This window comes from Pseudomonas paracarnis, assembly GCF_904063055.1.
Taxonomy (GTDB): domain Bacteria; phylum Pseudomonadota; class Gammaproteobacteria; order Pseudomonadales; family Pseudomonadaceae; genus Aquipseudomonas; species Aquipseudomonas paracarnis.
Genome location: NZ_CAJFCN010000006.1, coordinates 310,990 through 331,811 on the forward strand (window position 1 = coordinate 310,990; position 20,822 = coordinate 331,811).

Annotated in this window: 21 protein-coding genes; 9 read left to right on the forward strand and 12 right to left on the reverse strand. The window is 60.7% G+C overall.

Features of this window, described 5'->3' with window-relative positions:
- Positions 1-5: 5 nt before the first annotated feature.
- Positions 6-221, forward strand: a complete 216-nt coding sequence (gene rmf, locus JMV15_RS15540; RefSeq protein ID WP_002553055.1) for a ribosome modulation factor — start codon at positions 6-8, stop codon at positions 219-221.
- Between the two features lie 121 nt (positions 222-342).
- Here rmf and JMV15_RS15545 read toward each other — a convergent pair whose 3' ends face one another.
- From JMV15_RS15545 to JMV15_RS15565, 5 genes are all read right to left on the reverse strand, one after another.
- Positions 343-1,362, reverse strand: coding sequence for a quinone-dependent dihydroorotate dehydrogenase (locus JMV15_RS15545; protein WP_014719474.1), 1,020 nt, complete (start codon positions 1,360-1,362; stop codon positions 343-345).
- A gap of 85 nt (positions 1,363-1,447) precedes the next feature.
- Positions 1,448-1,915, reverse strand: a complete 468-nt coding sequence (locus tag JMV15_RS15550) for a transglycosylase SLT domain-containing protein (RefSeq protein ID WP_014719475.1) — start codon at positions 1,913-1,915, stop codon at positions 1,448-1,450.
- On the reverse strand, positions 1,902-2,291 hold the full coding sequence (locus JMV15_RS15555; protein ID WP_014719476.1) for a winged helix-turn-helix domain-containing protein: 390 nt from the start codon (positions 2,289-2,291) through the stop codon (positions 1,902-1,904). Before JMV15_RS15555 ends, JMV15_RS15550 begins: the two co-directional genes overlap by 14 nt.
- A gap of 164 nt (positions 2,292-2,455) precedes the next feature.
- Positions 2,456-2,671, reverse strand: coding sequence for a FliM/FliN family flagellar motor switch protein (locus tag JMV15_RS15560; RefSeq protein ID WP_014719477.1), 216 nt, complete (start codon positions 2,669-2,671; stop codon positions 2,456-2,458).
- 15 nt (positions 2,672-2,686) lie between these two features.
- Complete coding sequence (locus JMV15_RS15565) at positions 2,687-3,418, reverse strand: secretin N-terminal domain-containing protein (RefSeq protein ID WP_014719478.1); 732 nt, start codon at positions 3,416-3,418, stop codon at positions 2,687-2,689.
- Between the two features lie 246 nt (positions 3,419-3,664).
- Between JMV15_RS15565 and JMV15_RS15570 the strand changes: the two genes are divergently transcribed.
- The 8 genes from JMV15_RS15570 to cobA all read left to right on the forward strand — a co-directional run bounded on the left by JMV15_RS15570 (position 3,665) and on the right by cobA (position 15,068).
- Entirely contained in the window at positions 3,665-4,864 is a 1,200-nt protein-coding gene (locus JMV15_RS15570) for a CmpA/NrtA family ABC transporter substrate-binding protein (RefSeq protein ID WP_014719479.1), read from the forward strand.
- Positions 4,865-4,877: 13 nt separating this feature from the next.
- Entirely contained in the window at positions 4,878-5,453 is a 576-nt protein-coding gene (locus tag JMV15_RS15575; RefSeq protein ID WP_003193274.1) for an ANTAR domain-containing response regulator, read from the forward strand.
- A gap of 272 nt (positions 5,454-5,725) precedes the next feature.
- A complete protein-coding gene (locus JMV15_RS15580) occupies positions 5,726-6,937 on the forward strand; it encodes a nitrate/nitrite transporter (RefSeq protein ID WP_014719480.1) in 1,212 nt (403 codons plus the stop codon).
- Positions 6,937-8,604, forward strand: coding sequence for a bifunctional protein-serine/threonine kinase/phosphatase (locus JMV15_RS15585; protein ID WP_201491730.1), 1,668 nt, complete (start codon positions 6,937-6,939; stop codon positions 8,602-8,604). The genes JMV15_RS15580 and JMV15_RS15585 overlap by 1 nt, the downstream gene beginning before the upstream one ends.
- A gap of 234 nt (positions 8,605-8,838) precedes the next feature.
- Positions 8,839-11,292 (forward strand): nitrite reductase large subunit NirB, encoded by a 2,454-nt coding sequence (gene nirB, locus JMV15_RS15590; RefSeq protein WP_038451125.1) that lies wholly within the window; start codon positions 8,839-8,841, stop codon positions 11,290-11,292.
- A complete protein-coding gene (gene nirD, locus JMV15_RS15595; protein ID WP_014719483.1) occupies positions 11,289-11,606 on the forward strand; it encodes a nitrite reductase small subunit NirD in 318 nt (105 codons plus the stop codon). Before nirB ends, nirD begins: the two co-directional genes overlap by 4 nt.
- Positions 11,606-14,314 (forward strand): nitrate reductase, encoded by a 2,709-nt coding sequence (locus tag JMV15_RS15600; protein ID WP_201491732.1) that lies wholly within the window; start codon positions 11,606-11,608, stop codon positions 14,312-14,314. Before nirD ends, JMV15_RS15600 begins: the two co-directional genes overlap by 1 nt.
- Before the next feature lie 10 nt (positions 14,315-14,324).
- A complete protein-coding gene (gene cobA, locus JMV15_RS15605; RefSeq protein WP_019820539.1) occupies positions 14,325-15,068 on the forward strand; it encodes a uroporphyrinogen-III C-methyltransferase in 744 nt (247 codons plus the stop codon).
- 60 nt (positions 15,069-15,128) lie between these two features.
- Here cobA and JMV15_RS15610 read toward each other — a convergent pair whose 3' ends face one another.
- The 7 genes from JMV15_RS15610 to JMV15_RS15640 form a co-directional block, all read right to left on the reverse strand.
- Positions 15,129-16,109, reverse strand: coding sequence for an OmpA family protein (locus JMV15_RS15610; RefSeq protein WP_019820540.1), 981 nt, complete (start codon positions 16,107-16,109; stop codon positions 15,129-15,131).
- Between the two features lie 107 nt (positions 16,110-16,216).
- Positions 16,217-16,807, reverse strand: a complete 591-nt coding sequence (sigX, locus tag JMV15_RS15615; protein ID WP_003193286.1) for an RNA polymerase sigma factor SigX — start codon at positions 16,805-16,807, stop codon at positions 16,217-16,219.
- An 87-nt stretch (positions 16,808-16,894) separates the two neighbouring features.
- The gene (locus JMV15_RS15620; protein WP_003193288.1) at positions 16,895-17,719 is read right to left on the reverse strand and encodes a mechanosensitive ion channel family protein; all 825 of its coding nucleotides are present in this window, start codon (positions 17,717-17,719) and stop codon (positions 16,895-16,897) included.
- A 2-nt stretch (positions 17,720-17,721) separates the two neighbouring features.
- Positions 17,722-17,967: a hypothetical protein gene (locus JMV15_RS15625; protein ID WP_014719486.1), complete on the reverse strand. Its 246-nt coding sequence runs from the start codon at positions 17,965-17,967 to the stop codon at positions 17,722-17,724.
- Between the two features lie 86 nt (positions 17,968-18,053).
- On the reverse strand, positions 18,054-19,049 hold the full coding sequence (locus JMV15_RS15630) for a zinc transporter ZntB (protein WP_014719487.1): 996 nt from the start codon (positions 19,047-19,049) through the stop codon (positions 18,054-18,056).
- 25 nt (positions 19,050-19,074) lie between these two features.
- Positions 19,075-19,566 carry a ribonuclease E activity regulator RraA gene (rraA, locus tag JMV15_RS15635; protein WP_019820544.1) on the reverse strand — a complete coding sequence of 164 codons (492 nt, stop codon included), beginning with the start codon at positions 19,564-19,566 and terminating at the stop codon, positions 19,075-19,077.
- Positions 19,567-19,795: 229 nt separating this feature from the next.
- Positions 19,796-20,785: an alpha/beta fold hydrolase gene (locus JMV15_RS15640; protein WP_019820545.1), complete on the reverse strand. Its 990-nt coding sequence runs from the start codon at positions 20,783-20,785 to the stop codon at positions 19,796-19,798.
- Between the last annotated feature and the right edge of the window lie 37 nt (positions 20,786-20,822).

Here is a 20,822-nt window from a genome sequence, read left to right on the forward strand (position 1 = left end):
ACCCTATGAGAAGACTTAAGCGTGATCCGTTGGAAAGAGCATTTTTACGCGGATATCAATATGGCGTTCATGGAAAATCCCGTGAGCTTTGCCCATTTACTCTACCGTCGGTACGCCAAGCCTGGATCAACGGCTGGCGAGAAGGACGCGGCGACAACTGGGACGGTATGACTGGCACTGCGGGCATCCACAGACTCAACGAACTTCACGCCGTCGGCTAATCAGGGGATTTAATTGCGACACACACATCTTTGAATTTGTAGCGACTTAACCACGCGCGCCCCATCCGGGCGGCGGGCTTCGGCCCAGGGGCTCCTTTATGGAGCCCTTTTTATTGCCTGATCAGCGCAAGGCAGCGATGGCATCCACCGACTGGCGAATCAATGCCGGGCCTTTGTAGATGAAGCCGGAGTACAACTGCACCAGGCTGGCGCCGGCCGCGATCTTCTCAGCCGCGTGTTTGCCTTCGGTGATACCGCCCACCGCGATGATCGGCAAACGCCCAGCCAACTCGGCCGCCAGCACCTTGACGATATGGGTGCTCTTGTCCCGCACCGGCGCGCCCGACAGGCCGCCGGCCTCGTCACCATGGGCCAGGCCTTCGACGCCCACGCGGCTGAGGGTGGTGTTGGTCGCAATCACCGCGTCCATCCCAGAATCCACCAGGGCCTGGGCCACCAGGACGGTTTCTTCATCGCTCATGTCCGGCGCGATCTTGATGGCCAGCGGCACACGCTTGCCATGCCGCACGGCCAGGTCTTCCTGGCGCTGGCGCAAGGCTTCGAGCAGTTGCTTGAGGGAATCGCCAAATTGCAGGCTGCGCAGCCCCGGGGTGTTGGGCGAGCTGACGTTGACGGTGACATAGCTGGCGTGGGCGTAGACCTTGTCCAGGCATATCAGGTAGTCATCCACCGCACGTTCCACGGGCGTGTCAAAGTTCTTGCCAATGTTGATACCCAGAATGCCGGTGTACTTTGCCGCCTGAACCCGCGACAGCAGATGGTCGACGCCGAGGTTGTTGAAGCCCATACGATTGATGATCGCCTCCGCTTCCGGCAGCCGGAAGATGCGAGGCTTGGGGTTGCCCGGTTGCGGCCGTGGGGTCACGGTGCCGATTTCGACAAAGCCGAACCCCAGTTGCGCAAACCCGTCGATGGCCGCGCCGTTCTTGTCCAGGCCGGCAGCCAGACCGACCGGGTTGGGGAAGTCGAGCCCCATCACCGACACCGGCACTTTCGCCGGTGCCTTGCATACCAGGCCATTGAGCCCCAGACGGCCACCGGCACCGATCAGGTCCAGGGACAGATCGTGGGAGGTTTCCGGGGAGAGTTTGAACAACAGCTGGCGGGCCAGGGTATACATGGGCGGGCTAGACTCGGATGGCGGCAAAAGGTGACGCTGATTATAGCCGGGGTGGCGGCCTGCATGCGAGGCGTGCCACCTGATCTCATTGACGTTGCGCCGTCAACGCCTCATAACGCACCCAGATCCTTTCGGCGTAGCGCAGGCGTAATGCCTCACGCTGTGGCCCGGGCCCCGGCCCCACGTTGTAAGCCCCCACCGCCGTCCAGTTATAGCCAAAACGCTGGATGAACTCGGCAAGAATCGAGGCGCCTACTTCTACCGACAGGCAGGGCTCGCTCAACAGCCGTTCTTCGGTAATGCCCTGCTTGAGCAAGCGCGGCAAATGGATGCTGTTGATTTGCATCAAGCCGATATCCCGCGTGCCATTGCGGTTGGTGTAGTTCATCGCTTGCGCCCGGTAACCCGATTCGACCGAGGCGATAGCTTGCAGCAACTCCGGCTCAAGGTCGTGGCGGCTGGCCGCCTCTTCCCAGCAAAAGGCCCAGGCCTGGCTGCTGCCCATCAATACCCCGAGCACCAGGCCTTTGCCCCATGCCTTAACTCTGGACATTGCTGGCCTGACCACAGACGGCGCACACGTGTGCCACTGCCCTGGGTTGATCACCTGTGCGCACCGGGCAGGTAAAGCGATAGCCCTTGCCATAAATCGTCTTGATAAAGCCTTTGTCGGCCCTCAAGTGCTTGCGCAGGGAATAGATACACCGCGTGAGTGACTCATCGGCCACTTCCCCCCGAGGCCAGGCCAGTTCCAGCAAGCGGTCCTTGGTCATCAGCGCGCCGCCGGAAGCCAGCAGCAACCGCAGCACATGCCCCTCCTTGGGAGCCAACTGAATATCCGCCTCCACACCCGTCAACCGGCCATCGCCATGCAAGGTCCAACGAGCGAAGACCAGGGACGTCGTCGTTTCATCCATTACGACGGCCATACGCACCTCTGTAGTCGACTACTGACATTCAAATCCATACTGTGTGAACCAATTCATCTGCCATTGGCATGACTATAAAAACCGCGCCCCGTACCTGCGTTAGGAAAAAACCCATTCATTTGCCTTTTTTGGGCCGAAGCCGGTCAGATAATTCGCTCGCACCCTTATTGCGGCAGCCACTCCTGAAAGGTTTCCTGCAATTCAACCCCTAGCCGATCCTCCAACTGCACCAACTCTCCCACTGCCATCAGTTGCCCATTGACCCGCACCTCCACACAGCGGGTGACGCCTGGGTCCAAGGGCAGCACCTTCCCCGGTGCGAATGCGGCCAAACGCTTGCGGCTGATCAGTTGCTCCTGCAGCAATATTTCCAGGTGCATGGACAAACGCCTTTTTCAGGGGGAAGACTCAGGGTCCGCTCGCAGGAACGCACGTCGCACGTACTCATATTGCGCGGCGGTCAACTGAGGTGCGCCGACCAGTTGCACGTCTCCACCGACAGCCTGCGCCGGCCCCGGCGAGGCTTCATCCAGCGGCTGGGCGACATCCAACTCGGCCACCCGTTTTTCGATAACCTTCACTTGGGCAGGTGAACCCTTGATCAACAGACTGTTGGTATCCGGATAAGCCATTAACACAAGGCGGCCATCGGCCAGTTGGTCCTTCTGCGCCTGGGATAACCGAGCTTTGATCATTGAAGCCATGCCCGGTACAAGGACCCTGTTGGCACCTGCGCCCTGCAGGTGATCGTCCACGAGGACGTTGATCACTTTCACCACGCCGAATAACGACGCATGCTCTGGCACCTTGCGTGGGGGGCGGTCCATCAGTTGAGCGAGGCGCAATACCTGGTCGACATAACGGGAAGGCCCGGTTACATAGAACGTACGCGCGCCGTTTTCACGCAGGGGGTAGCGCGGCTCATCCAGCCCCGCACGCCGCATGATGCCGCGCAGCCTATTGACGGAAATATGCCGCAGCACCACCGCCGAGCTTCTCTCGTCTTCGGCGCCGTAGAGCGGCAACTCCTCGCCACGGGCCGTGGCACTGCCCAGTACCAGCACGGCGCACAGCAGCGCGCTGTACAGCCAGCGGCAATTGAGGGTTGCGAGGTAATCAGCGTGCACCGTGGGTATGCCTGGCGGTCTGGCCTGAAGAAGCGGCCATACTGCGAGGCGCACGAGGTTCAATCATGATCGAAAGCTGACGGCCTGTTGCAACCGCCCCACCCATGGCATGTGCCTTGCTTTGCACTCTGTATCAGGCTCGCACCAAAGGCGGCACGGGCCTACGGACAAAGGCGTCGTTCCCCTGCAATGGCCTATACGCCAACCAGGGAAACGGCGCTTTTTTTTAGAAAAAGGCAGGTATTGATGAACGATCCGCTGGCTTGGGTAAACGGCAGCGATGCCCCAGAAAAGAGCAGCCTGGACCTGGGGTTCATGGCCCTGACCGATTGCGCCTCGCTGGTGGTCGCCGCCACCCAGGGCTTCGCCCAACCCTACGGCCTCACACTCAACCTCAAGCGCCAGGCGTCCTGGGCCAACCTGCGCGACAAGCTGGTCAGCGGTGAATTGGACGCCGCCCACAGTCTCTACGGGCTGATCTATGCCGTACACCTGGGCATCGGCGGCGTCGCCCCCAGCCCCATGGCGGTGCTGATGGGGCTGAACCAGAATGGCCAGGGCATCAACCTGTCCCATGGCCTGCAACAGCAAGGGATGATCACTCCTGAGGCGTTGAAGCGCCATGTGCACCAAAGCCGGACAAAACTCACCTTCGCCCAGACGTTTCCCACCGGCACCCACGCCATGTGGTTGTATTACTGGCTGGCGAGCCAAGGCATTCATCCCTTGCAGGATGTGAACAGCGTAGTAGTGCCGCCGCCACAAATGGTGGCGCACCTGCAAGCCGGCCGCATCGACGGCCTTTGCGTGGGTGAACCTTGGTGCGCCAGCGCAGTGCAACAGAACCAGGGCTTTACCCTGGCGACCAGCCAGGCGATCTGGCCGGACCACCCGGAAAAAGTCCTGGGCTGCACCCAAGCCTTCGTTGACGCCTACCCCAATACCGCACGCGTGCTGGTCATGGCGATCCTGGAGGCCAGCCGGTTTATCGAGCAGAGCCGTGAAAACCGCCGCTCTACCGCCCAGTTGCTCAGTGCCCCTGAATACCTCGATGCGCCTGTGGCTTGCATCGAACCACGCTTGCTGGGGGACTATGACGATGGCCTGGGCAACCAGTGGCAAGATCCCCATGCACTGCGCTTTTTCGCCGACGGCGAGGTGAACCTGCCCTACCTCAGCGATGGCATGTGGTTCATGACCCAGTTTCGGCGCTGGGGCTTGCTGCGTGAAGACCCGGACTACCTGGGCGTCGCCCGGCAGGTGCAGCAACTGGCGCTGTACCGCCAGGCGGCCGAGACGCTGGGCATTACCCCGGGCAACTCGGACATGCGCCGCAGCCAGTTGCTCGACGGCAAGACCTGGGACGGCAGCGATCCCGCCGGCTATGCCCGCAGCTTCCACCTTCACGCCTTGGCCGATGACGCCAATCGCCAAGCGCTGCGCTGACAGGAGCCGGACGATGCTGCGAATCCTGTTGATCAACGACACCCCGCGCAAGGTAGGGCGCCTCAAGGCCGCATTGACCGAGGCCGGCTTCGAGGTGATCGATGAGTCCGGCTTGACCATCGACCTGCCCGCACGCGTCGAAACAGTGCGTCCTGATGTGATCCTGATCGATACCGAGTCACCCGGGCGCGATGTGATGGAGCAAGTGGTGCTGGTCAGCCGCGATCAGCCCCGGCCCATCGTGATGTTCACCGACGAGCACGACCCGAATGTGATGCGCCAGGCCATCAAGTCCGGCGTCAGTGCCTATATCGTCGAAGGCATCCAGGCCCAGCGCCTGCAACCGATCCTCGATGTGGCCATGGCGCGCTTCGAGAGTGACCAGGCCCTGCGCGCCCAGCTGCATGCCCGCGACCAGCAACTGGCCGAACGCAAGCGCATCGAGTTGGCCAAGGGCCTGCTGATGAAAATGAAAAGCTGTAACGAGGAAGAGGCCTACACCCTGATGCGCCGCCAGGCCATGAGCCGTCAACAGAAACTGATCCAGGTGGCGGAGCAGATTATTGCCATGAGCGAGTTGCTCGGCTGATCTGGCTCAGCTTGATGGTTCCCACGCTCCTGCGTGGGAACGCCGCCAGGGACGCTCCGCGTCCCGCCATGCGCCGCTGATGACGCAAAGCGCCAGAGGTCCAAGCGACAGGTGTGAATAATTCGGGTTGGCGCAGGATTTGCTAAGCATTCACCACAGGTAGCCAACGGCGGTTGCCCCCTCACGACAAAGACGTCGCCCACCCGGTTTGCCCTTGCGAACCCGGTGGCGGCGTTTTTTCGTTTCTAGACCCCCAACCGTTGAGGTGCGTGATGAAATCAAGCTTCTGGAAATCCGGGCACACCCCGACCCTGTTTGCCGCGTTCCTGTATTTCGACCTGAGCTTCATGGTCTGGTACCTGCTGGGCCCCCTGGCGGTGCAGATTGCCGCTGACTTGCACCTGACCACCCAACAGCGCGGCCTGGTGGTGGCCACCCCGATCCTGGCGGGCGCGGTGCTGCGCTTTTTGATGGGAATGCTGGCCGACAAGCTGTCGCCCAAGACCGCCGGGCTGATTGGCCAGGTGATTGTGATCGTGGCGCTGTTCTGCGCCTGGAAACTGGGGATCCACAGCTACGAACAAGCGCTGCTGCTGGGCATGTTCCTGGGCATGGCCGGTGCGTCCTTCGCCGTCGCCCTGCCCTTGGCATCACAGTGGTATCCGGCGGAGCACCAGGGCAAGGCCATGGGCATCGCCGGCGCCGGTAACTCCGGCACTGTGTTTGCGGCGTTGCTGGCGCCCGTGCTGGCGGCCGCCTTTGGTTGGAGCAATGTATTCGGCTTTGCGCTGATCCCACTGGTGCTGACCCTGATCGTATTCGCCTGGCTTGCGCGCAATGCGCCTGAACGGCCGAAAGCCAAAGCCATGGCCGACTACTTCAAGGCCTTGGGCGACCGCGACAGTTGGTGGTTCATGTTCTTCTACAGCGTGACCTTCGGCGGGTTTATCGGCCTGGCCAGCGCCCTGCCCGGCTACTTCAACGACCAGTACGGCCTGAGCCCGGTGACCGCCGGCTATTACACCGCCGCCTGTGTGTTCGGCGGCAGCCTGATGCGCCCATTGGGTGGCGCCCTGGCAGACCGGTTCGGCGGGATCAAGACTCTGCTCGGCATGTACAGCGTGGCGGTGATCTGCATTGCGGCAGTGGGGTTCAACCTGCCCAGTTCCTACGCGGCGCTGGCACTTTTCGTCTGCACCATGCTCGGCCTGGGCGCTGGCAATGGGGCGGTATTCCAACTGGTGCCACAGCGTTTTCGCAGTGAGATCGGCGTCATGACCGGCCTGATCGGCATGGCCGGCGGCATCGGCGGCTTCGCCCTCGCGGCAGGCATGGGCGCCATCAAGCAGAGTACTGGCAGCTATCAACTGGCCCTGTGGTTGTTCGCCAGCCTCGGTGTGTTGGCCTGGTTCGGCCTGCATGGGGTGAAACGGCGCTGGAGAACCACCTGGGGTTCGGCCGCCGTGACCGCCGCACGCGTCTGATGAGCTTACAACTGAGCATCGCCCAGGCCAGTGCCATCGGCCCGCGTAGCGAGAACCAGGATGCGCTGCGGGTGGTCACGCCCATGGCGGAACTGGCCGCGAGCAAAGGCTACCTGTGCGCGCTGGCCGACGGCGTCAGCCAGTGCGCCGACGGCGGCCTGGCCGCACGCTCGACCTTGCAGGCGCTGGCCGTGGACTACTACGCCACGCCGCAGACTTGGGGCGTGGCCCAGTCGCTCGAACGTCTGTTGGTCGCGCAGAATCGCTGGTTGCAAGCCAACGGCGGCGGCCAACCGTTGCTCACCACCCTCAGCGCCCTGGTGTTTCGCGGCCAACGCTTCACCCTGGCCCATGTCGGTGATTGCCGGGCGTATCGTTGGCTTGACGGCGAGTTGCAACGCATCAGCGAAGACCATGTGTGGGAACAACCGGGGATGCAGCATGTGCTCAAGCGCGCCCTCGGCCTGGATCAGCACCTGGTGCTGGACTTCCTCGATGGTCCATTGCGCGAGGGCGAGTGTTTCCTGCTGCTCAGCGACGGGGTGTGGGCCACGCTGGGCGATCACAGCATCGGCGCGATCCTGCGCGAGCAAAGCGACCTCGACCTGGCCGTCAACACTCTGGTCAGCGCCGCCCACCTGGCGGGTAGCCAAGACAATGCCAGCGCCTTGCTGGTGCGCATCGATCAACTCGGCGCGGCCACCCTCGGCGACGCCCTGGTGCAGTTGCAGCAATGGCCACTGCCGCCACCGCTGAAAGTCGGACAAATCTTTGAAGGCTGGCAGGTGCAAAGCGTGCTGGCGCAGAGTCGGCAGTCGTTGCTGTACCGCGTGCACGACGCCCAGGGGCACCCCTGGCTGCTCAAGACCTTGCCGTTGCGTTGCGACGATACCGATGCGGCCCAGGCCTTGTTATCGGAGGAATGGTTTCTGCGCCGGGTCGCCGGCCGTGCCTTTCCCGAAGTGCATGCCGCCAGTGGCCGTCAGCATTTGTACTACGTGATGCGCGAATACGCCGGGCAAACCCTGGCCCAACTGTTCCTACAACAGGGCCCTCTTCCGTTGGCACAATGGCAGTCGATTGCAGAACGCTTGCTGCGCGCCGTGGGCCTGCTGCATCGCCGGCAGATCCTGCACCGCGACATCAAGCCGGAAAACCTGCTGCTGGGAGAAGATGGCGAACTGCGAGTGCTGGACTTCGGCCTGGCCTATTGCCCCGGGCTCTCCGAGGACCGTGCGCACCTGCTGCCTGGTACCCCAAGTTTTATCGCACCCGAGGCGTTCGCTGGCGAGCAGCCTACGGTACAACAGGATTTGTATAGCGTCGGCGTGACCTTGTATTACCTGCTGACCGGGCATTACCCCTACGGTGAAATCGAGGCCTTCCAACGGCCCAGGTTTTCCCAGCCCGTCAGCGCCAGCCGTTATCGCCCCGACTTGCCGGAGTGGTTGCCATACAGTCTGGAACGAGCGCTGTTCGCTGTCCCGGGCCAACGCTATGAAACCGCCGAAGAATGGCTGTTGGTGCTGGAGCAGGCCGACCGCCGCGAATTGAGCCTACGCCCACGGCCTTTGCTCGAACGCGACCCCTTGAAAGTCTGGCAGACCCTGGCGATGGCCTCGCTTTTGCTCAATCTGGTGCTGTTGTACTGGTTGATGCACCACTAACGGGCAGAATCCACCGACTCTCTGTGTTAACGCCCAGTAAAACTGGGGCTATAGGGACTTGGCACAGCTGCTGCATTAGCTTTTGCCAACACCCCACATATAGCCGCTCCTTCAACGACGAAGGGCCGAGCTTCCCGAGAGAACGGGACCAGGACAAAGGCGTCCTCGCTAGCTGACTAGCGGGGATGCCTTTTTTGTTTGCGCACGATTTGTCGAGCCATTGCGGAGAACGACATGAAAAAACTCAAACTGGTGATGATCGGCAACGGTATGGCCGGGGTTCGCACCCTGGAAGAACTGCTCAAGCTGAGCAACGAGCTATACGACATCACCGTGTTCGGCGCCGAGCCTCACACCAACTACAACCGCATCCTGCTGTCGCCGGTACTGGCCGGTGAGCAAACCTTCGAAGAGATCGTGCTCAACGACCTGGATTGGTACCTGAACAATAACGTCAAACTGCTGCTCAACCGCAAAGTGGTGCAGATCGACCGGGTCAAGCGCAAAGTCATCGCCGAAGACGGCACCGAGGCCGAATATGACCGCCTGCTGATCGCCACCGGGTCCACGCCGTTTATCCTGCCGATTCCCGGCAACACGTTGCAGGGTGTGATTGGCTACCGTGACATTGCCGATACACAGGCGATGATCGACACCGCCAAGACCCACAAGCATGCGGTGGTGATCGGCGGCGGCCTGCTCGGCCTGGAAGCGGCCAACGGCTTGATGCTGCGCGGCATGCACGTGACGGTGGTGCACATCGGTGAATGGCTGCTGGAGCGGCAACTGGACAAGACCAGCGGCCAGCTACTGCAAACCGAACTGGAAAGTCGCGGCCTGGTGTTTCGCCTGTGCGAGCAGACCCAGGCCCTGCACGATGCCGGCAATGGCCGCGTCGGCTCGGTGCAGTTCAAAAATGGCGACATCATCCCGGCCGACCTGGTGGTGATGGCTGCCGGCATCCGCCCCAATACCGAACTCGCGGAAAAGTCCGGCATCCCTTGCAACCGTGGGATCCTGGTCAACGACACGATGCAAACCTACGACCCGCGTATCTATGCGATCGGTGAATGCGCCAGCCATCGCGGCATCGCCTATGGCCTGGTGGCACCCTTGTTCGAACAGGCCAAGGTCTGCGCCAACCACCTGGCCCAATTGGGCTTTGCCACTTACAAGGGCTCGGTGACCTCCACCAAGCTGAAAGTCACCGGCATCGACCTGTTCTCCGCCGGCGACTTCATGGGCGGCGAAGGCACCGAAACCATCACGCTCTCCGACCCGATTGGCGGCGTGTACAAGAAGCTGGTGATCAAGGACGACATCCTGGTCGGCGCCTGCCTGTACGGCGATACCGCCGATGGCGGCTGGTATTTCCGCCAGATCCGTGAGAACCACGCCATCGGTGAAATCCGCGATCATCTGATGTTCGGTGAAAATGCACTCGGCGATGTCGGCCACCAAGGCCAGGACAAAGCCATGAACATGGCCGACAGCGCCGAAGTCTGCGGCTGCAACGGCGTGTGTAAGGGCACCATCGTCAAGGCGATCCAGGAACAAGGGCTGTTCAGTGTCGATGAGGTGAAAAAACACACCAAGGCCGCCAGTTCCTGCGGCTCCTGTGCCGGGCTGGTCGAGCAGATCCTGATCAACACCGTGGGCGGCGCCGCCGACGTCAAACCCAAAAGTGAAAAAGCCATCTGTGGCTGCAGCGACCTCAACCACGGGCAGATCCGCCAGGCCATCCGCGAGCAGCACCTGCTGACCATCGACAGCACCATGCGTTACCTGAACTGGCGCACCCCCAATGGCTGCGCCACCTGCCGCCCGGCGCTCAACTATTACCTGATCTCCACCTGGCCCGGCGAAGCCAAGGACGACCCGCAATCGCGGCTGATCAACGAACGGGCCCACGCCAATATTCAAAAAGACGGCACCTATTCTGTGGTGCCACGGATGTGGGGCGGCGTGACCAACCCTTCGGAGCTGCGCCGCATCGCCGATGTGGCCGACAAGTACAACGTGCCGATGGTCAAGGTCACCGGCGGCCAGCGTATCGACTTGCTCGGTATCAAGAAGCAGGACTTGCCTGGGGTATGGAAGGACCTGGATATGCCGTCCGGGCATGCCTATGGCAAATCCATCCGTACCGTCAAAACCTGTGTGGGCAGCGAGTTCTGCCGGTTTGGTACGCAGAACTCCACACAACTGGGCATCGAGCTGGAGCATGACCTGTTCAACATGTGGTCGCCCCACAAGGTCAAGTTGGCGGTGTCCGGTTGCCCACGCAATTGCTCGGAAGCGGGCATCAAGGACGTAGGCATTATCGGTGTCGACTCGGGCTGGGAGATGTACATCGGCGGCAACGGCGGGATCAAGACCGAAGTCGCGGAGTTCTTCGTCAAGGTGAAAACCGCCGAGGAAGTGCGTGAATACAACGGCGCGTTCCTGCAGTTGTACCGCGAAGAAGCCTTCTACCTGGAGCGCACCGTGCACTACCTGCAGCGAGTGGGCATGGAGCATATCAAGAAGGCCGTATTGGAAGACCCGGCGCGCCGCCAAGCCCTCAATGAGCGTTTGCAGTTCTCGTTGTCATTCGAGCAGGACCCGTGGAAGGAACGCCTGGAGCAGCCGCTGCTGAAAAAGGAATTCGACGTGATCCCCGTCAAACAACTGGAGGTCTCGCTATGAACTGGCTGGATATCTGCGCCCTCGATGAAATCAACGCCCTGGGCTCGCGCATCATCAGCGGGCCCAAAGGTGACATCGCGATTTTTCGCACCAGTGACGATGAAGTCTTTGCCCTCGACGACCGCTGCCCGCACAAGGGCGGGCCGCTGTCCCAAGGCTTGATCTACGGCAAGCGCGTGGCCTGCCCGCTGCACAACTGGCAGATTGACCTGGCGACTGGCCAAGCCCAGGCCCCGGATATCGGCTGCGCCCACCATCATCAGGCCCGGGTCGAAAACGGCCGGGTGATGCTGGCCCTGCGGGACGCGGGTTGATGAACCGCCAGACCACCGCGTCCACCTGCTGTTATTGCGGGGTGGGCTGCGGCGTGCTGATCGAGCATGACGGCGAACAGATCCTGGGGGTGCAAGGCGACCCCAGCCATCCGGCCAACTTCGGCAAGTTGTGCAGCAAAGGTGCCAGCCTGCATTTGACCGGCGACGTGAGCGCCCGCGCCCTGTACCCGCAATTACGCTTGGGCAAAGCACTGGCACGCACTCGCACCGACTGGGACACCGCCCTGGAACACGCGGCCAACGTGTTTGCCGAGACGATTGCCGAACACGGGCCCGACAGCGTGGCGTTCTATATCTCCGGGCAACTGTTGACCGAGGACTACTACAGCTTCAACAAGTTGGCGCGGGCGTTGGTGGGCACTAATAATATCGACAGTAACTCCCGGCTGTGCATGTCTTCGGCAGTGGTCGGCTACAAGCGCAGCCTGGGCGCCGATGCGCCGCCGTGCAGCTATGAAGACCTGGAAAACAGCGACTGCGTGATGATCGTCGGCAGCAATATGGCCTACGCCCATCCGGTATTGTTCCGGCGCCTGGAGCAAGCCAAGGCGCAACGCCCGCAGATGAAAGTGCTGGTGATTGACCCTCGGCGTACCGACACCTGCGACTTGGCCGACCTGCACCTAGCGATCTTGCCGGGCACGGATGTGGCGTTGTTCCACGGGATTTTGCATCTGTTGCTGTGGGAAGACTGGGTCGACCGCGCGTTTATCCAGGCCCACACCGACGGCTTGGCCGAACTCAAGCGCCTGGTGCATGACTACACGCCGCAGATGGTCACGCAGCTGTGCGGCATCAGCGTCGAACAGTTGCGCCTGTGCGCGCAGTGGGTGGGCACCTCCAGCAGCTTTCTGTCGCTGTGGTGCATGGGGCTTAACCAATCCACCGCTGGCAGCGCCAAAAACAGTGCACTGATCAACCTGCATTTAGCCACGGGGACCATTGGCCGGCCGGGCTGCGGGCCGTTTTCCCTGACCGGCCAACCGAACGCCATGGGTGGGCGCGAAACCGGCAGCCTGTCCAATTTGCTGCCGGGCCACCGCGAAGCGGCCAACCCTGAACACCGCGCTGAAGTGGCGGCCTATTGGGGCGTGGAACAACTGCCCGCGACCACCGGCCTTACCGCCATCGAACTGTTTGAACAGGTGCAGGCGGGGAAGATCAAGGCGTTGTGGATCGCCTGTACCAACCCGGCCCAATCGCTGCCCGACCAGAACGCGGTGCGCGCCGCTTTGGCAGCGTGCCCGTTCGTGGTGTTGCAGGAAGCCTTTCGTACCACCGAAACCGCCGCCTATGCCGACCTGCTACTGCCCGCCGCCAGTTGGGGTGAAAAAGACGGCACGGTGACCAACTCCGAGCGACGTATTTCCCACGTGCGCCGCGCCATCAACCCACCGGGTGAAGCACGCGCGGATTGGGCGATCACCGTGGATTTCGCACAACGCCTGGAGCGCCGTCTACGGCCGGGGTTGCCGAGCCTGTTCGCCTTTGAGCACGCGGCGCAGCTGTTTGATGAATTCAAGCCACTGACTCAAGGCCGTGACCTGGATATGTCCGGCATCAGCCACGCCCTGCTCGACCAGCTCGGCCCGCAGCAATGGCCGTTTCCCGAGGGTGCGCAAGCGGGTACGTCGCGCTTGTACACCGACGGCATTTTCCCCACTGACACTGGGCGGGCGCAGTTTGTCGCCGAGCCTTATCGCGCCGCCAAGGAACAGCGCGATGCGCGATTTCCCCTGACCCTGATCACCGGTCGCCTGCGTGATCAATGGCATGGGATGAGCCGCACCGGCACGGCAGCGCAGTTGTTCGGGCATGTCAGTGAAGCATTGTTGAGCCTGCATCCGGATGAGCTACGCCGCCACCGCTTCAAAGAGGGTGACCTGGTCAGCCTGAAAAGCCGTCGCGGCAGCGTGATCGTCGCCGTCGGCAGCGATGACAGTGTGCGTCCCGGCCAAGCGTTCCTGCCCATGCACTGGGGCGACCGCTTTCTCAAGGGCGGCGTCAATACCCTCACTCAACCGGCGTTCGACCCTTTGTCCAAGCAGCCGGAGCTCAAGCACAGCGGCGTGCGCCTGGAAGCCGTGCAACTGCCGTGGCAGCTGTTTGCGCTGATCGAAGGCGATGTACAGCAACACTTCGAAGCCTTGCGCCCACTGTGTGAAACCTTTGCCTACGTCAGCCTGAGCCTGGCTGGCCGTGAAAGCCCCGCGCTGCTGGTGCGCGCCGCGCATACCGAGGCGCCCGACCTGCAACTCTTGACCCGTATCGACCACCTGCTGGGCCTCAACGACGGCCCGGTAATGGCCTATGACGACCCGCGCCGCTCAATCGGCAAGCGCGTGAAGATCGAGAAAGGCCGCATCACCGCCCTGCGCCTGGCCGGCGAAACCCTGGCCCGTCACTGGCTGCAAAGCCTGTGGCTGGAAGGCCGGGCCGACGAGCAACTGCGGCGCTGGTTGCTGGCGCCCTTGAGCGCGCCACCGGGCGGTACCACGGCCAGCAACAAGATTGTGTGCAACTGCAAGAACGTCAGCGAAAACGCCGTGTGTGCCGGTATCGGCAGCGGCCTGGACCTGGATGGCCTCAAACAGGCCTTGGGCTGCGGCACCCAATGCGGCTCCTGCGTGCCGGAAATCAAACGTCTTTTGGCCAGCAACCCGCAGCCAATCGCCATCAGTGTGTAAGGGGAACAACATGAGCGCAAAAGTGTGGCTGGTAGGCGCAGGTCCGGGTGACCCGGAGTTGCTGACCCTGAAAGCGGTCCGGGCCCTGCAGGCAGCGGACGTCGTGCTGATTGATGATCTGGTCAACCCGGCAGTACTGGAACACTGCACCAGCGCTCGGGTGATTACCGTCGGCAAGCGCGGGGGATGTCGTTCTACCCCGCAGGATTTCATTCACCGCCTGATGTTGCGTTATGCACGCCAGGGCAAGTGCGTAGTACGCCTTAAAGGCGGTGACCCGTGTATTTTTGGCCGCGGTGGCGAGGAGGCAACCTGGCTGCGCGAGCGTGGTGTCGAGGTGGAATTGGTCAATGGCATCACCTCAGGGCTGGCCGGAGCAACCCAGTGCGATATCCCGTTGACCTTGCGCGGGGTGAGCCGTGGAGTGACCTTGGTCACCGCGCATACCCAGGATGACAGTAGCTTGAACTGGCGTGCGCTGGCGGAGGGTGGAACCACGCTGGTGGTGTATATGGGTGTGGCGAAGCTGGAAGAAATCCGCGAACAGCTGCTCAACGGCGGCATGGCTGCGGATATGCCGGTGGCAATGATCGAAAACGCTTCATTGCCCCAGCAACGCGAATGCCGCAGCTCCCTGGCGGCCATGCATGAAGCGGCAAAAACCTTTGCGCTGAAGAGCCCGGCCATCCTGGTGATTGGCCAGGTTGCCGGCGCCGCACAGATGGCTAGCATCGCCGCTGCGGCAAGCGCCTGAGGCAAATCGCAGGCGAAAAAAAGCCCGGCCTGAGCCGGGCTTTTCTTTACTACTCAGTAATTACTGAGCGGTAGCTTCAACCGACGCTTCTACGCGACGGTTAACAGCGCGACCAGCTTCAGTTGCGTTGTCAGCAACTGGGCGGGATTCGCCGTAACCAACAGCAGTTACACGGCTAGGAGCAACGCCGTCTTTAACCAGGACTTGCTTAACAGCGTCAGCACGACGCTGGGACAGCTTCTGGTTGTAAGCGTCTGGACCTACGGAGTCAGTGTGACCAGCAACTTCTACGTTGGTAGCTGGGTACTGAGCCATGAAGTCGGCCAGGTTTTTAACGTCGCCGTAGCTGTTAGGCTTAACAACGGCCTTGTCGAAGTCGAACTTAACGTCCAGCTCAACACGAACAACCTGAGCAACCGGAGCTTCTGGCTCTGGAACTGGCTCTGGAGCTGGTGCTGGGGTAGGAGCTGGAGCAGCTGCGCCAGCGTTACCGCCGAAGTTCACGCCCAGGCCAACCAGTGCGGAGTAGTCCCACTTGCCGTTGTCCAGACCGTAGTCAGCTTCAACACCAGCACGAGCGTACAGGTTGTTGGTGAAGTAGTACTTCACGCCGGTACCGATGGTAGCGAAAGTGGTCTGGTCGCGACCGCTGTGGCCGTCAGCCTGAACGTTGGTACGGCTCTGGTGGCCGAAACCGCCTTCAACGTATGGACGCAGGCTATCAACGCCAGCCTGACCGAAGTGGTACTGAGCAACGAGGCTGCCAGTGTCACCTTTGATCTTCTGGTTGCCAGTGCCGTCGTTCGAACGGGTGTGGTTGGTCTTGTCGTACGACAGATTCAACGACAGATCGTCGGTCAGGAAGTAACCAATGCGAGCGCCTGGGTTGAAGCCGTCTTCGATGTGCTTAACGCTATCGTTGTACTGCTTCTTGTAGAACAGCTCGCCTTCAACTGCGCCTTGGCCTTGTGCCAGAACGCCGAAAGAAGTAGCGGCAATAAGAGAACCAATGGCCAAGCCCAAGGTGTTTTTCAGTTTCATCCGTTAAATCCCCATCTGGTGATTGTAAAGCAGTCCCACAAACCGGGGGACAACTCGGCGACAAGTCTAACAGAACTTGCCTACACGTAAGAGATATTTGCTACGCACTAAGTTTCAGTCTCGCCCGCAAATTTCTCACGTAATTTATCAAGAGCACGCTTGTACCGCATTTTTGTAGCACTCAAACCCATATGCATGATGTCAGCGATTTCCTGAAATTCCAGCTCTGCGACAAATCGAAGCACCAGAATTTCGCGGTCAATCGGGTTCACATGCACCAACCAGCGATCAAGTCCGCCCTTTTCCTCGGGTGCCGGCGCCTTCTCTTCAGACGCCTCCTCAAGGGGGTCCAGACTCAAAGCGTCCATCAAGCGACGCTTTCGCCGTTCCTTCCGATACTGCGTGATGCACTCGTTGTACGTGATGCTGTACAGCCAGGTCTTGAACTTCGATTTGCCCTCGAAGTTCTTCAGGCCGTATAGCACCTTGAGCATCACTTCCTGACAGACATCATCCGCGTCTCTATCGTTCCCCAAATACCTTGAACAAACGTTGAACAGAGTGCGTTGATACCTGCGCATCAATTCTTCGTACGCGCGTGTTACGTGAAACAGCTCCGTGTGCGAGCGCGCGACCAACTCCTCATCAGAGAGCTCACGGGGGTCATAGCGCGTGGACAGCGTTTGGGCTTTATTCAAAACAAGTCGTGCCGACAGTCAGGTCAATGTCCGCTGCAACCCGGTCACCCGGGTTTGCGGCGGCGTACATTAGCAGGATTTGCCGGATTAGCGGCTACTGACCTGCTGCTCCAGGAGAATCCGGTTGGACAGCGACACCAGTTCCCCGTCATCGGTCAGCACGGTCGTCTTGACTGTGCCGATCTCCTCGATTTGCCCTTCGACCTCGCCCACACGCACCTGTTGCCCAACTTGATACAGCTCACGCACATAGATTCCCGCAAGAATCTGACCGGCAATTTCCCGGCTTCCCAACCCCATGGCCAGCGCAACTGCCAGACCAACGGTAATCAAAACAATCACAATCACGTGGTTGAGCAGGTCAGTTTTGACCTCCAGCTGGCTGATCGCGACGGAAATACTGATGATGATCACCAGCCCCTGGGCAATTCGTCCCAGGCCCGCTGCGTAGTCCAACCCCACGCCTTCGGCGGCCCCGCGCACCAGCCCGTTGGCCAGTTGCGCGAGTAGAACCCCCACCAGCAGCACCAGCGCGCCGCCGAAAACTTTCGGCAAATACAGTGCCAGCATGTCGAGCGTAGCTGAAACTCGCTCAAGTCCAAGGGACTGCGCTGCAGAAACCAGAAAAATAAGTAGAACGAACCAATAGACGATCTTGCCGATCAGAGTCGAAATCGGTACTTGCAACCCCGCGCGGCCGAGCAATTTGGTCAGGCCAGTGCCAGCCATCAGGCGATCGAGCCCCAGTTTGGCGAGCAATTTGGACAGCAGGGTATCGAGCAGCTTGGCCACGACAAAACCCAGCAATACCAGGACCAGGGCACCAAACAGGTTGGGAATGAAATTCGCCACCTTGGTCCACAATGCGGTCATCGCGGTGACCAGGCTCTGGGTCCAGAGATCAAGTTCCATATTCAATCAGCCTTATCAGCAGTGCTAGCAAGAGGTTTACGACGGGAAACCGGTGACACATGGGCCGAACCGTTGTTCAGGGCCATCATCAACGCCGGCAACCAACGCCCGAGCAGACCGAACAGGTCACCCGCCCCTACCTGACGGTTGGCGGTTTTCAGTACGCGGCCCAGGCAGGCATCGTCATCACGGTTGGATGGCGAAGCATTGAGCATGTCACGCAAAGACTGTTCGAACGGATCGTGCATAGAGACCTCTCGCAAGTGATTTAAAAGACGAGGGTAAAATTCATCGGGTCACATCGGCCCTTTCTTACGTTCAGGTCATATTCAGGTCAAACCCAGCGCAATCGTCGAAATAACCACCATTGCCCCAGTGCCACAGACACCATCAACAGGCACGCGATCATGAATCCATAAGGGCTGGCAGAGAACGGAATGCCGCCCACATTGATACCGAGCAAACCGGTAAGAAAACTCATCGGCAAGAAGATCCCGGTGATGATCCCGAAGCGGTACATGGTGCGGTTCATGCGCAGGCTCAAGCGCCGGTCTTCAGCCTCCAGCACAAGCCCCACGCGCTCTCTGGCCAATTCCAGCTCTTCCAGGTAACGGGTCAGGCTGTTGTGCAGTTCGTTCCAATAGTCCGCATCGTCGTCGCAGAACCACGCCAATTTGATTCGTGTCAGCTGGGCGAAAATATCCCGCTGGGGGGCCAGGAAGCGCTTGAGTCCGGCGGCTCTTCGACGGATCTGCAAAACGCTGCCGTGCTCCGGAGTATACCGTTCGTCGGCATCGAGTTTTTCTTCCTCGGAATCGACGATTTCAGACAAGCCGGCGACCAGATCCTGCACTTTGTTGGTCAGGTACTGAGCCATATAAAGGATGAGTTCAGACGCCGTCTTGGGGCCTTTGCCGTCTGCCAGTTGCACCAGCAACTCATCGGTAGCGCGCAAGGGGCGCAAACGCAGGGAAATCACTCGGTTGGCGGCGGCGAAAATGCGCACCGACACCATGTCTTCCGGCTCCGCGCCTGGGTTGAGATTGATCCCGCGCAGAAACAGCAGCAATTCGGCGTCCGGCAGCGGCAACAGCCGTGGACGGGTGTTTTCCTCCAGCAGCAGGTCACAGGCAAACTCGCTCAGGCCGCTGGATTTGCGCAGCCAGGTCTGGGTTTGAGGATGGCTGCGATCCCAGTGCAGCCACAGGCTTTCCTGGGGCTGCAACTGCAAATCGTCGAGCTCAGTCCGGGCAATCGAACGCGCACCGCCTTTACCGTCCAGCACCAGGGCATGCACCAGCCCCCATTGCGCGTTTTCTTCTTCGAACATCCTCACCCCGATCGGTTGCGGCAGTTTATTCAGGCATTTTCAGCGGGCTGGGTGACACGATCACCCCGTTGTTATCGGCATAAATGTACTCACCGGGGCGGAACGTCACGCCTGCGAATGTCACCGGCACGTTCAGGTCGCCAAGGCCGCGCTTGTCGGTTTTTTTCGGATGAGAGGCCAGGGCCTGCACACCCAGGTCGGTCTGAGCGATGACGTCGACGTCACGGATGCACCCGTAGATCACCAGCCCTTCCCAACCATTTTTCGCGGCTTTCTCGGCAATCATGTCACCCAGCAACGCGCAGCGCAGGGAACCACCACCGTCGACCACCAGCACTTTGCCAACGCCCGGCAGGTCAGCCTGCGCCTTGACCAGGGAGTTATCCTCGAAGCATTTGAGGGTGACAATCTCGCCACCAAAGGAGTCTCGGCCACCGAAGTTGCTGAACATCGGCTCCACTACCTGCACCAGCTCCGGGTAGGCGTCACACAGGTCGGGGGTCACGTAATGGTTCATCGAGAAACTCCTGTCATCAAAGAAGAGGTCGAACATCCACGGTGTACATCAAGAAAACGCCCCGCGACAGGCATTCTTTAAGTGCCTGGGCGTTGGCGGCGGCCATGATCAAACCCGGTTCAGCGTAACGCAATACACGTTGCGCGACTGAATATGACCAGAACCGCGTGGCGCGTCATATCTTAGCCGCAACCATTCAAGAGTGAAACGCCCTTGGTAGAGCGTTTCGTCAAACCGCTGCGGACACTTCGGATTGCGTACCGAATAAGGGTGTCAGCGGGTCGTTCAACCAGCGCTCGACCAAAGGCCACACTTGGGCCTGGGCCGCTTTACTGACCAGCATCTGCACATGGCCGAAATCCTCGCTGAAACCTTGCTGACGTCCCAGGCACAGGTACTGGCGATGCTCGCTGCCCACTTGCTCGAAGAGCTTGCGGCAGGCCCAGTCCGGGTCTTGCCGGTCGCCCGCTGCGCTCACCGCCAACAGCGGCACATCGACCTGCGCCAAGCCTTTCCACCAGTCATGCTCGGCATCGCCAAACCGGCCGAACAGGCCGTTCCAACGCATCGCTTCGATCATCACGCCGGCCGGCTCGTCCTCGGGCCCACGCTTGAAGCGCGGGCCCGACAGATGGGCAAGGCGCTTGAGGATAAAGCGAGCGCCCCACTCCACCGGTGGAATTTTCAACGGCCAGTGGGTGCGACTGACCTGGCAGCCGAACAACGCCACCGACGCCACCGCTGATGCATCCAAGTGCTGCCCACCCAAGGCCGCAGCCAGGGTGGTGGCACCGAGGGAATGCCCGATCCAGTGCGGAATCTGCCCGCTTTGCTCACACACAAACGCCCCCACGGCCGGCAAATCGTAGCGCGCATAATCGGCGACGCGGTTACTGGCGTAGTCGTGATTGCGCTTGGACAAACCATGGCCGCGCATTTCCGGGATCCACACATCAAATCCGCGACGTGCGAGGTAAGCCCCCAGGCCAATTCCTTTTGGCGAATACCAGAAACGTCGATTGGAAAAACTGCCATGCAACAAAATAATCGGCGTGCCCCGGTTTTCCGGGACATCGGCCAGGCCCAAACGGGTAACCGCCAGCTCGACGGTGCCGTCCGGGCTGTTACCGGGTTTGAGTCGGTAGACGTCTTCACTCAGGTCGCCCCGACGTTCAGCGCTGATCAGGGCGACAGGAAACAGATGGCTGCTGCTTTGCATAATGCTCTTGCACAAAAAAGGGCGGCGTCCGCAAGGA

Bases quoted from the DNA above. Each gene is read 5' to 3' on its own strand.
- rmf (WP_002553055.1), top strand. From the start codon at position 6: ATGAGAAGACTTAAGCGTGATCCGTTGGAAAGAGCATTTTTACGCGGA.
- JMV15_RS15570 (WP_014719479.1), top strand. From the start codon at position 3,665: ATGAACGATCCGCTGGCTTGGGTAAACGGCAGCGATGCCCCAGAAAAG.
- JMV15_RS15575 (WP_003193274.1), top strand. From the start codon at position 4,878: ATGCTGCGAATCCTGTTGATCAACGACACCCCGCGCAAGGTAGGGCGC.
- nirD (WP_014719483.1), top strand. From the start codon at position 11,289: ATGAACTGGCTGGATATCTGCGCCCTCGATGAAATCAACGCCCTGGGC.
- JMV15_RS15620 (WP_003193288.1), bottom strand. From the start codon at position 17,719: ATGGAACTTGATCTCTGGACCCAGAGCCTGGTCACCGCGATGACCGCA.
- JMV15_RS15640 (WP_019820545.1), bottom strand. From the start codon at position 20,785: ATGCAAAGCAGCAGCCATCTGTTTCCTGTCGCCCTGATCAGCGCTGAA.
- JMV15_RS15600 (WP_201491732.1), top strand. From the start codon at position 11,606: ATGAACCGCCAGACCACCGCGTCCACCTGCTGTTATTGCGGGGTGGGC.
- JMV15_RS15545 (WP_014719474.1), bottom strand. From the start codon at position 1,362: ATGTATACCCTGGCCCGCCAGCTGTTGTTCAAACTCTCCCCGGAAACC.
- JMV15_RS15555 (WP_014719476.1), bottom strand. From the start codon at position 2,291: ATGGCCGTCGTAATGGATGAAACGACGACGTCCCTGGTCTTCGCTCGT.
- nirB (WP_038451125.1), top strand. From the start codon at position 8,839: ATGAAAAAACTCAAACTGGTGATGATCGGCAACGGTATGGCCGGGGTT.
- JMV15_RS15625 (WP_014719486.1), bottom strand. From the start codon at position 17,967: ATGCACGATCCGTTCGAACAGTCTTTGCGTGACATGCTCAATGCTTCG.
- JMV15_RS15630 (WP_014719487.1), bottom strand. From the start codon at position 19,049: ATGTTCGAAGAAGAAAACGCGCAATGGGGGCTGGTGCATGCCCTGGTG.
- JMV15_RS15610 (WP_019820540.1), bottom strand. From the start codon at position 16,109: ATGAAACTGAAAAACACCTTGGGCTTGGCCATTGGTTCTCTTATTGCC.
- JMV15_RS15550 (WP_014719475.1), bottom strand. From the start codon at position 1,915: ATGTCCAGAGTTAAGGCATGGGGCAAAGGCCTGGTGCTCGGGGTATTG.
- JMV15_RS15585 (WP_201491730.1), top strand. From the start codon at position 6,937: ATGAGCTTACAACTGAGCATCGCCCAGGCCAGTGCCATCGGCCCGCGT.
- cobA (WP_019820539.1), top strand. From the start codon at position 14,325: ATGAGCGCAAAAGTGTGGCTGGTAGGCGCAGGTCCGGGTGACCCGGAG.
- JMV15_RS15560 (WP_014719477.1), bottom strand. From the start codon at position 2,671: ATGCACCTGGAAATATTGCTGCAGGAGCAACTGATCAGCCGCAAGCGT.
- JMV15_RS15580 (WP_014719480.1), top strand. From the start codon at position 5,726: ATGAAATCAAGCTTCTGGAAATCCGGGCACACCCCGACCCTGTTTGCC.
- rraA (WP_019820544.1), bottom strand. From the start codon at position 19,566: ATGAACCATTACGTGACCCCCGACCTGTGTGACGCCTACCCGGAGCTG.